This window comes from Micromonospora sp. S4605 (genome assembly GCF_003176715.1).
Classification (GTDB): Bacteria; Actinomycetota; Actinomycetes; order Mycobacteriales; family Micromonosporaceae; genus Micromonospora; species Micromonospora echinaurantiaca.
Genome location: NZ_QGSW01000348.1, coordinates 1 through 9,497 on the forward strand (window position 1 = coordinate 1; position 9,497 = coordinate 9,497).

General features: G+C 73.8%; 11 protein-coding genes and 1 pseudogene. 7 read left to right on the top strand and 5 right to left on the bottom strand.

The genetic code is table 11. The features are described 5' to 3' along the window. Positions 1-52 precede the first annotated feature (52 nt). On the top strand, positions 53-679 hold the full coding sequence (locus DLJ47_RS29845) for a GNAT family N-acetyltransferase (protein ID WP_109904975.1): 627 nt from the start codon (positions 53-55) through the stop codon (positions 677-679). 91 nt (positions 680-770) lie between these two features. Here DLJ47_RS29845 and DLJ47_RS29850 read toward each other — a convergent pair whose 3' ends face one another. Then, positions 771-1,232, bottom strand: a complete 462-nt coding sequence (locus tag DLJ47_RS29850) for an Lrp/AsnC family transcriptional regulator (protein ID WP_109904977.1) — start codon at positions 1,230-1,232, stop codon at positions 771-773. Between the two features lie 93 nt (positions 1,233-1,325). Here DLJ47_RS29850 and DLJ47_RS29855 point away from each other — a divergent pair, with 93 nt between their 5' ends. The 4 genes from DLJ47_RS29855 (at position 1,326) to DLJ47_RS29870 (ending at position 4,536) form a co-directional block, all read left to right on the top strand. Beyond that, on the top strand, positions 1,326-2,180 hold the full coding sequence (locus DLJ47_RS29855) for an LLM class flavin-dependent oxidoreductase (RefSeq protein ID WP_109904979.1): 855 nt from the start codon (positions 1,326-1,328) through the stop codon (positions 2,178-2,180). After that, positions 2,177-2,626: a nucleoside deaminase gene (locus tag DLJ47_RS29860; RefSeq protein WP_208419444.1), complete on the top strand. Its 450-nt coding sequence runs from the start codon at positions 2,177-2,179 to the stop codon at positions 2,624-2,626. Before DLJ47_RS29855 ends, DLJ47_RS29860 begins: the two co-directional genes overlap by 4 nt. A 111-nt stretch (positions 2,627-2,737) precedes the next feature. After that, the gene (locus DLJ47_RS29865; RefSeq protein WP_109904983.1) at positions 2,738-3,877 is read left to right on the top strand and encodes a sensor histidine kinase; all 1,140 of its coding nucleotides are present in this window, start codon (positions 2,738-2,740) and stop codon (positions 3,875-3,877) included. Further along, entirely contained in the window at positions 3,874-4,536 is a 663-nt protein-coding gene (locus tag DLJ47_RS29870; RefSeq protein WP_109904985.1) for a response regulator, read from the top strand. Before DLJ47_RS29865 ends, DLJ47_RS29870 begins: the two co-directional genes overlap by 4 nt. A 72-nt stretch (positions 4,537-4,608) precedes the next feature. On the opposite strand, the gene DLJ47_RS29875 is transcribed toward DLJ47_RS29870, so the two are convergent. Further along, positions 4,609-5,031 (bottom strand): DUF6223 family protein, encoded by a 423-nt coding sequence (locus DLJ47_RS29875; protein ID WP_109904987.1) that lies wholly within the window; start codon positions 5,029-5,031, stop codon positions 4,609-4,611. Between the two features lie 435 nt (positions 5,032-5,466). After that, entirely contained in the window at positions 5,467-6,030 is a 564-nt protein-coding gene (locus DLJ47_RS29880; RefSeq protein ID WP_109904989.1) for an AAA family ATPase, read from the bottom strand. Positions 6,031-6,084: 54 nt separating this feature from the next. Here DLJ47_RS29880 and DLJ47_RS29885 point away from each other — a divergent pair, with 54 nt between their 5' ends. Continuing rightward, positions 6,085-7,089 carry a tyrosine-type recombinase/integrase gene (locus tag DLJ47_RS29885; protein ID WP_109904991.1) on the top strand — a complete coding sequence of 335 codons (1,005 nt, stop codon included), beginning with the start codon at positions 6,085-6,087 and terminating at the stop codon, positions 7,087-7,089. Further along, entirely contained in the window at positions 7,086-8,102 is a 1,017-nt protein-coding gene (locus DLJ47_RS29890) for a hypothetical protein (RefSeq protein WP_109904993.1), read from the top strand. The genes DLJ47_RS29885 and DLJ47_RS29890 overlap by 4 nt, the downstream gene beginning before the upstream one ends. Before the next feature lies 1 nt (position 8,103). Here DLJ47_RS29890 and DLJ47_RS29895 read toward each other — a convergent pair whose 3' ends face one another. Beyond that, complete coding sequence (locus tag DLJ47_RS29895) at positions 8,104-8,739, bottom strand: fasciclin domain-containing protein (protein ID WP_146228224.1); 636 nt, start codon at positions 8,737-8,739, stop codon at positions 8,104-8,106. A 74-nt stretch (positions 8,740-8,813) separates the two neighbouring features. Continuing rightward, a pseudogene (locus tag DLJ47_RS37670) lies at positions 8,814-9,497 on the bottom strand (carboxypeptidase); the annotation flags it as partial.

Here is a 9,497-nt window from a genome sequence, read left to right on the forward strand (position 1 = left end):
ACGCCCGTGCCCACCGACCCGACGCCAGGTCGGGGTCGGTGACAATCGCGGCATGCCCCTGCTCGTCCCACCGCTGATGGCGCCCGGCACGATGGCGCGACGGCCGCAACCCGAGATCGACGCCGACGGCCTCCGACTGCGACCCTGGCGGCCCTCCGACCGGGCCGCCGTGGTCGCCGGCTACGCCGACCCGGCGATCCGACGCTGGCACTGCCGGTCGATGACCGACGACGAGGCCCGCGCCTGGATCGCCGGCTGGCCCGAACGGTGGCGGCGGGAGACCGGCGCCGGCTGGGCGGTCGTCGACCACACCGGGGTGCTCGGCCAGATCAGCCTGCGCCGGCTCGACCTCGCCGAAGGGCTGGCCGAGGTGTCGTACTGGGTGCTGCCGGCCGCCCGGGGCCGGGGCGTCGCACCGCGCGCGCTGGCCGCACTGACCGGCTGGGCGTTCACCGGGCTCGGGCTGCACCGGGTGGAGCTGTCCCACTCCACGGCCAACCCGGCGTCCTGCCGGGTGGCGCTGCGCGCCGGCTTCCCCGCCGAGGGCACCAAACGCGGCGAGGGCCGGCACGCCGACGGCTGGCACGACATGCACCTGCACGCCCGCCTGCGCGGCGACCCGGACCAGCGGACGGCGACCCGACCCGTGACCGGGGGACCGGCGCCGGCGCCACGGTGACGCCCGTAGCAGGTCGACCTCCACCCGTGCCCGCAGGTGCCGTGGACCTGACCGACCGACCCGTGGGTCCGGGCCCCGCCCGGACCCACGGTCACGAACACGTGGCCGGCCGGCCCATCGGACCACGGTAGGGCAACGTCTGGCTGTAGACGATGTTGGTGGTGGTGCTGCCGAACCGGGCCAGTTCGTTCACCAGCTCCTCGAGGTGGACCATCGAGGTGGCGGCCACCTTCAGCGAATAACAGTCCTCGCCGGTGGTGCGCAGGCACTCCAGGATCTCGACCCGCTCCCCGAGCAGCCGGTGCAGTGGCTCGTGCCGGCTGCCGGGGTACTTCAGACGCACGACGGCGAGCACCGGGTAGCCGACCTTCGCCAGGTCGACCTCGGCGCGGTAACCCGCGATCACCCCCGCCGCCTCCAACCGCTTCACCCGTTCGGTCGCCGCGGAGGCGCTCAGGTTCACCCGGCGCCCCAACTCGGTCAGCGGAACCCGCCCGTCCCGCTGGAGCTCACCCAGGATCGCCCAGTCGGTCGCATCGAGACTCTCGGCCATTCCGGCAAACTACCGGCAGATCCACGGCGAAACCGCCCACCCCCCGGCCGAACTCCCTTCAACCCGGCAGCACCGCCGAATAGCCTGGACGGCGTGAAGATCGGCGTCAACGTCCCCAACTTCGGCCCCGGCACAAACCCCGACGTGCTGCGCCGCTGGGCGCAGACGGTCGAGGGCCTCGGCTTCGACCTGCTGATGGTGTCCGACCACATCGCCGTGACAGCCGACGTCGCCGAGCAGTACCCGGCACCGTTCTACGAACCCTTCACCACCCTCGCCTGGCTGGCCGGCGTCACCGACCGGGTCCGGCTCGGCACCACCATCCTCGTCGCCCCGTACCGGCACCCGCTGCTCACCGCGCGGATGGCCGCGAACCTCCAGCAGCTCAGCGGCGGCCGGCTCGTCCTCGGCGTCGGCGTCGGCTGGGCCCGGCAGGAGTTCGCCGCGCTCGGCATCCCGTTCCACCACCGCGGGCGCCTCACCGACGAACACCTCTCGGCGATACGCGACGCCTGGGCGAACGACACCGACTACCGCGCCGGGCAGATACCGATCTGGATCGGCGGCAACAGCGACGCCGGCCTGACCCGGGCCGTACGCCTCGGCGCCGCCTGGCACCCGCTGCGGTTCACCCTGCCCTGGCTACGCGCGGCACTGCACCGGATGAAAGCCGCGGCCGACGAGCAGCGACGACCCGTCCCCGCCCTGACGCCCCGCATCGCGCTACGACTGACCACGGCACCCCTCACCGGCCCCGCCCGCCTCGCCGGCGAAGGCACCATCGAGCAGATCGTCGACGACCTCGACCAGTTGCGCCTCCTCGGCGCCGAGACGGTCGTGCTCGACCCCTTCAACGGCGACCCGCACGAGACCCACCGGCCACAGACCGCACGGCACGCGCTCGCCACCGTCGCCGCTCACCGCGACCAGAACGACCACCACCGATGAACGGAGCACACGTGCACCTCGACGACGAACGTCACCTCCGCCGGGCCATCGCGCTCGCCGACGCCGCCCGGGAAGCCGGCAACCCGCCCTTCGGATCCCTGCTGGCGGGCCCGGACGGCACGGTGATCGCCGAAGAACGGAACACCACGATCACCGACAACGACATCACCGCCCACCCCGAGCTGAAGCTGGCCCGGTGGGCGGCCGCGAACCTGGCCCCGGACGTGGCAGCGGCCACCACCATGTACACCAGCTGCCAGCCCTGCGGCATGTGCACCGGCGCGCTCGAACGCTCCGGCCTCGGCCGCGTCGTGTTCGCGCTGGCCACCGAGCAGCTCGACAGCCTCAAGGCGCCCAGCTTCACCGCCGGCCCGCGGCCCGTACCGCAGGACGGCCCCGCACTGTTCGACGAGGCAGCCAAACCGGTCGAGGGCTACTACCGCTGAGCCACCACCCGCGACCAGATCCGCACAACGCTGACCGGGACAGCAACGAACCGCTCGGAACGCACACCGGAGCTTTCTCCGCCGCCGAACCGACGGTCTAGGCTTCGGCCCATGTCGAGCTGGCGATGGCACAGCCGGGCAGCGAACACCACCCTGGTGCTCGCCGTCGGCCTGGTCGCCCTCGTCGGCCTGCTCGTGCAGTCCCGCGGCCTCGACACCACCGCCGACCGGCTGGCCCTGCTGGCCGTACTGGCGTCCACCGCCGCGCTGTACCTCCGCCGCCGCCACCCGGTGGCGGTGGGCGCGGTGGCACTGGCCGCCGTCAGCGCGTACGGGGCACTGCTGCACCGCCCCGGCCCGATCATGCTGGTCTTCGTCGTCGCCCTCTACACCGTCGTCGACGAAGGCCACCTCGGCGTCGCCATCGGCCTCGGCCTCGCCTCCGTACTCGCCTTCGCCGCCGCGGACAGCTACGACAGCACCAACGCCAACGGAGCCACCCTGTTGCACGCCGGCTGGCTCATCGCGGTCATCGTCGGCGTCACCCGCAACCGCCGCGCCTACCTCGCCGAGGCACAGGCCCGCGCGCTCGCCGCCGAACAACGGACGGCGGAGGAAGCCCGCCGCCACGCCACCGAGGAACGGCTGCGCATCGCCCGCGACCTGCACGACGCGCTCGGCCACCACCTCTCACTGATCAACGTGCAGGCCAGCGCCGCGCTGCACCGCCCGGACCCGGCCCGCTCGGAACAGGCCCTCACCGCGATCAAACACATCAGTAAGGAGACGCTGGGCGAGTTGCGCGCCACGCTGGGCAGCCTGCGACAGGACGGCGAGGCACCCACCCGCCCCGCACCCGGCCTGCACCGCCTCGACGAGCTGGTCACCACCGCCGGCCGGTCCGGCCTGACCGTCCGCACCGAACTGACCGAAACCCGGCCACTGCCGCCGGAGGTCGACCTGGCCGCGTACCGGATCCTGCAGGAGGCGCTCACCAACGTGACCCGGCACGCGGGCGCGACCACGGCGGTGATCCGGGTCCGACCCGACCGCTACGACGTGCTGGTGGAGATCGACGACGACGGCACCGGCGCACCAGGGCCGCCCGGCAACGGAATCCTCGGCATGGGCGAGCGGGCCCGGGCACTCGGCGGTGCGCTGACCACCGGCCCCGGCCCGGACGGCGGCTTCCAGGTCCGGGCCCGCCTCCCGCTGCGACCCGGCCCGATACTCACCGGAGCGACACCGTGATCCAGGTGCTGCTCGCCGACGACCAGACCCTGGTCCGCGCCGGGTTCCGGTCCATCCTGCACGGCGAGGACGGCATCGAGGTCGTCGGCGAAGCCGCCGACGGCGCCGAGGCCGTGCGGCTCGCCCGCCAACTACGGCCCGACGTCGTCCTCATGGACATCCGGATGCCCGGCCTGGACGGCCTCGCCGCCACCCGGGAGATCACCGTCAGCTCGCCGGTCCGCGTCATCATCCTGACCACCTTCGACCTGGACGACTACGTCTACGGCGCGCTGCGCGCCGGCGCGAGCGGCTTCCTGGTCAAGGACACCGAGCCGGCGGAGCTGATCCACGGGGTACGCGTGGTGGCCCGCGGCGACGCGCTGATCGCACCGTCGATCACCCGCCGGCTGATCGCCGAGTTCACCGCCCGGGCCACGCACCCCGACCCGGGTCCCCGGCTGAACGCGCTCACCGAACGGGAACGCGAGGTGATGACGCTGGTCGCCGCCGGCCTGTCCAACAACGAGATCGCGGCGCGCCTGGTGCTCAGCCCGGCCACCGCCAAGACGCACGTCAGCCGGATCATGACGAAGACCAAAGTCCGCGACCGGGCCCAGCTGGTGATCCTCGCCTACGAGTCCGGCCTGACCGTCCCCGGCTGGCTCACCCGCTCCTGACGCGGGCGCGCCCCGACGACGACCCGGGGGCCGGCCCGGCCCACACGCCGGGCCAGCGCCCGTCGACCGGTGTCAGCCGACGCGGCGGGAGCGGGCCAGCGCCAGCCCACCCAGCACGACCGCGACCAGCCCGACCAGCAGGGCCACGTAGGCTCCACCCCGCCCGTTGCCGGTGCCGATGCCACTGTCCGACGTGGCCACCACCAACCCGCCGAGGCCGATGCCGAGCAGACCCGCCACCAGACCCACGGTGGCTCCGAGCCGCCCGCTGCCGGTGCCGATCCGACTGGTGGGGCGGGCCAACGCCAGCCCGCCGACGATCGCGCCGGCCAGCCCCAGCACGGCGGCCACGCTGGCCCCGAGTCGCCCGGCGCTCATGGTGTAGGCATCGGCCGCGACCGGCTGGGTCGAGACGTACGCCGCCGCCGGTGTGGCGAACCCCAACGCCCCGAGCAGCGCGGCGGTGGTGGCGGTGAGCAGGTGACGGACGGACATGGCGGATCCCCTTCGCTGGCATGACCGGTACAGGCCGCAGCGTATGGACCGGCGAGGTGCCGAGTCGTCGTGCCGGAGTTGCGATGCGGCTACCACCCCGGTTGTACGTGCCCCGGCCGCCGCACCACCAGGGTTGTGAGCCCGGGGGAGCGGCATCGACGACCGTCGACAGCGTCGTGGTGAAGGGTTGGTGTACTCGCCGGCGGCGCCGGCGGCCGTCGACCCGGCCGGGCACCGGTGATCTCCGAGAACGGGGCACACGGCTGCGGTGGCCACGGACAGTCCGATCCGATCGGCGAGCGTCTCGGCGCGCCAGACACGGCGCGAGGCCGACGTGGGCCCTGTCGTCCAACCACGACGCCGAGCGCGACCGCCGACCGTCGAAGTTCCCAGCTCATCCCGCCCGACGCTCGTGGTTCGATAATGTACATTATGTCAAGTAGACCGGATCGGGGCCTCCCTCACCGGAGGTGACCCCAGGTACGCCGCCACCGCGGTGGCGCGTCGCCCGACCGGGCCGGGCGGGACGTCGACCAGTTCGTAGCCGTGCTCCGCGTACACCCGCTCGTGCACGCGGGCAAACTCCAGCGCGTCGGCGTAGCTGATCCGGCGGGCCGCCGTCGGCGTCACGAACCCCAACGGCCGGACCAGGAACACCTGCCGCTGGTAGATCCCCGCTGCCGTCACCCGCTCGACCTCGGCGGCCAGCACGGCGCCGACCGGACGGCCCAGGAACCGTGCCAGCGCGAGCGTGCACAGTGGCGACCGGTCGTACACCTGCACCGGCCCGCCCGCCTCGGCCTGACGGGCGCGTTGGAGCCGGACGACGGCCTCGACGAAATCGGGCTCGCTCCAGGGCTCGGCCACGCCCCGGGCCTGCCCCGCCGTGATCACGTCGGTGGCCGCCTCGGCGACGACCGGGTATCCCCGCCGGCGCAGTTCGTCGGCGATGCTGGTCTTGCCCGCTCCCGGCGCGCCGGTCAGCACGTACCGCCGCATCGGCGCCCTCCCCTGACCTGTCCACCAACGCGAAAAACATGCATAATATCCCTTATGCATGACAAACAGGACGAATCGGTACAGCGCCTGATCGAGGAGTTCCTGACCGCCCGGGCCACCCGCAAGCCGTCCCCGCACACGCTCGAGGCGTACCGGCGGGACCTGCGTACCGTCGCGGCCCTGGCCGGCGAGCTGGTCACCCCTCCCCTCCCCCTGGACGCCCTGCCTGTCGCCGCCCTCACTCCCCGGCTGATGCGCGCGGCGTTCGCCCGGTACGCCGCCCCGCGTGCCGCGGCGTCGGTGCATCGGGCCTGGTCCACCTGGAACAGTTTCTTCTCCTTCCTGGTCGCCGACGGGGTGGTCGGTGGCAACCCGATGCCGGCTGTCGACCGGCCCCGGGCGCCGCTCCCCCGGCCCAAGCCGCTGCGTGGCCCGGACACCCCGGAGCAGTTGCTGACGGCGGTGGCCCGTGCGGATGCCCGGCAGCGCGATCCGTGGCCGGAGCGGGACGTGGCGGTGCTGGCGTTGGCGCTCTGCGCGGGGCTGCGGCTGTCGGAGCTGTTGGCGCTGCGGGTGGGTTCGCTGGCGGGCCGGCCCGGTGAGCGGCGCGTCGACGTGGCGGGCAAGGGTGGGCGGCCGCGGGTGGTGCCGATCGAACCGGAGCTGGACGGGGTGCTGGTGGACTATCTGGACAGCCGGGCCAGGCGGTTCGGGGCGCGGACGGTGCGGCCCGACGCGCCGCTGCTGGTGGACCGGCGGGGTGAGCCGCTGCGCCGGGGTGGGCTGCAGTACCTGGTGGAGTCATGTTACCGGCGGGCGGGCATCGGCGACCGGGTGCCGCCGGGGGCGCGGCTGCACGCGTTGCGGCACACGTTCGCCACCCGGTTGGCCGAGGACGGGGCGAGCGCGGCGGAGATCATGCGGTTGCTGGGGCACGCGTCGTTGGCGTCGTCGCAGGCGTACATCGAGGTGACGGCCGGTCAGCAGCGGGACGCGGTGCGGGCGAACCGGACCAACCGGGTGTTGGCGGGGTTGGTGCGCGGGGTGGCGGCGCGGTGAGGGTGGGTGAGGCGCGCGCGGTGGCGGAGCGGTGGGTGCGGCAGTACGCGGCGCGGGAGCCGGGTGTGCGGGGCGCGTTGGTCAGTGGTTCGACGCTCAGCATGCCGGACGATGCGGTGCTGCCGCCGTGGTCGGACGTGGACGTGCTGGTGGTGCGGGATCGGCCGGCCGGGAAGGTGGGCAAGTTCCGCTGGGGTGGGGTGTTGCTGGAGGTGACGTTCCTGACCTGGGCGGAGCTGGGTGAGCCGGAGGAGGTGCTGGGGTCGTTCGTGTTCGCGGGTTGTCTGCGGGCGGGTGCGGTGCTGGCGGATCCGACGGGCCGGTTGGCGGCGACGCACCGGCGGGTGGCGGCGGAGTTCGCCGAGCCGCGGTGGGTGCGGCGGCGGTGTGCCGGGGTGCGGGAGCGCATCGAGCGGGGGTTGCGGGAGCTGGACGCGTCGGCGTCGTTGCCCGAGCAGGTAATGGCGTGGCTGTTTCCGACGTCGTTGACGGCGGTGGTGCCGTTGGTGGCGGGGTTGGTGGAGCCGACGGTGCGGCGGCGGTACGTGCGGGCGGGTGAGGTGCTGGCCGGGTTTGGTCTGGCGGAGCGCTACCCGGGTCTGCTCGATTTGCTGGATGGTGGCGGGGTGGGTGCTGCTCGGGTGCGGGAGCACCTGGCCGGGTTGGCGCGCACCTTCGACGTGGCGGCCGAGGTGGCGCGGACGCCGTTCTTCTTCAGCGCCGACATCACGCCGGCGGCGCGGGTGGTGGCGGTGGACGGCAGCGCGGCGTTAGTGGCGGCGGGGTTCCACCGGGAGGCGATGTTCTGGATCGTGGCGACGTACGCCCGGTGTCACCTGATCCTGGCGGCGGACGCTGCGGAGCGGGGTGCGGAGCTGCTGCCGTTGTTCGAGGCGGCGGTGGCGGATCTGGGGGTGGCATCGGCGGCGGACCGGCGGCGGCGGGCGGACGCGGTGTTGGCGTACCTGCCGGGGTTGTGGGAGACGGCGGAGCTGGTGCTGGCGCGGCGGTGACTCAGTGGGCGCGGTGGCCGGTGCCGTCGGCGGTGGCGGGCAGTGGGCCGAGGACGGCGTCGATGATGTGGATGCGGGCGCCGGTGGCCTGGTAGTCGGCGCAGACGGTGTCGGCCTTGTCGCCGAGGCGGATGCTCGGGCCGGTGCGGGTGACGGTGAGGGTGGTGCCGTCGAGGGTGCGGGTGGTGCCGGCGGTGGCGAGGTCGTCGGCGGTGTGGGCGCCGGCGATGAGGTGGGCGTTGACCAGGGTGCGCAGTTTCTGGTGGTCGCGGGTCATCAGGGTGTCCCAGGTGTCGTCGGAGAACATGGCGGCGAAGGCGTCGTCGGTGGGCGCGAGGATGGTGATCCCGCCGGTGGTGTCGAGGTCGGTGAGGGCGCCGCTGGTGCGTAGCGCCGCTTCGAAGGTGGTGAGGGTCGGCATCCAGGTGAGGGCCGCGTCGGCGGGTTGGCCGGCGAGGAAGGTGGGGTTGCCGGGTTCGCTGCCGGTGGGCAGGGCGGCGCAGAGTGGGCCGGTGACGGCGACGGCGGCGGCCGGGGTCGGTGCGTCGCGGGTGGCGGTGCCGTCGGTGGTGCAGGCGGTGGCGGTGAGCAGCAGGACCGCGGCGGCGAGGGCGGGTGCGGTGCGGGGGTGGGACACGGCGGCCTCCACGGGGTGCGGTGGTGCCGGCAGGGCGGCGTGTGCCCTGCCGGCACCGGGTTACCGGGTGGGTGTCACAGGGCCGCGCACTGGTCGGTGCGGGGTCCGTGGACGGTGTTGGTGAGGCCGAGGTTGGTCGGCGCGGGGGTGTTGCCGGCGCAGGCGAGCGGGCCGCGGACGGTGGTGTCGGCCAGCAGCGGCGTGTCGGTGCCGGTGGTGTTGCGGGCCAGGTCGACCGGGCCGGTGACGGTGACGTCGATCAGGGAGATCGCGCCGGTGGTGCCGGTGATCCGGACGGGGCCGGTGACGGTGCTGTCGGCGAGCAGGACGCCGGCGGCGCCGGTGGCGGTGACCGGGCCGGTGATGGTGCTGCCGGTGGCGACGAGGGTGGCGCCGGCGCGGACGGTGACTGGGCCGGTGACGGTGGCGCCGGCGAGGCAGGTGAAGCCGGTGACGGTCAGTGGGCCGTCGCGCCGGCCGGTGAGGGTCGGGTAGACGCGTTCGCCGTCGGTGAGGTTCTCCACGCCCTGGGCGTCGAGCAGCAGCGGGATGAGGCCGCGTTCGGGTTGGTTGAGGGGTACGTAGTAGCTGTCGCCGGTCTTGACGACCTTCCAGCCGTGCGCGGCGAGGCGTTGGGCGACGGTGGTGCCGGCGCCGCCGGGTCCGTCGGTGCGTTCGCCGTGGTACTGCTGCTCGGTGAGCCGGTAGGCGCAGGGCGGGTTGTCGAGGATGAGGTCGGGCCGGGGGGCGTCCAGCGG

Bases quoted from the DNA above. Each gene is read 5' to 3' on its own strand.
- DLJ47_RS29860 (WP_208419444.1), top strand. From the start codon at position 2,177: ATGAACGGAGCACACGTGCACCTCGACGACGAACGTCACCTCCGCCGG.
- DLJ47_RS29875 (WP_109904987.1), bottom strand. From the start codon at position 5,031: ATGTCCGTCCGTCACCTGCTCACCGCCACCACCGCCGCGCTGCTCGGG.
- DLJ47_RS29880 (WP_109904989.1), bottom strand. From the start codon at position 6,030: ATGCGGCGGTACGTGCTGACCGGCGCGCCGGGAGCGGGCAAGACCAGC.
- DLJ47_RS29865 (WP_109904983.1), top strand. From the start codon at position 2,738: ATGTCGAGCTGGCGATGGCACAGCCGGGCAGCGAACACCACCCTGGTG.
- DLJ47_RS29845 (WP_109904975.1), top strand. From the start codon at position 53: ATGCCCCTGCTCGTCCCACCGCTGATGGCGCCCGGCACGATGGCGCGA.
- DLJ47_RS29850 (WP_109904977.1), bottom strand. From the start codon at position 1,232: ATGGCCGAGAGTCTCGATGCGACCGACTGGGCGATCCTGGGTGAGCTC.
- DLJ47_RS29885 (WP_109904991.1), top strand. From the start codon at position 6,085: ATGCATGACAAACAGGACGAATCGGTACAGCGCCTGATCGAGGAGTTC.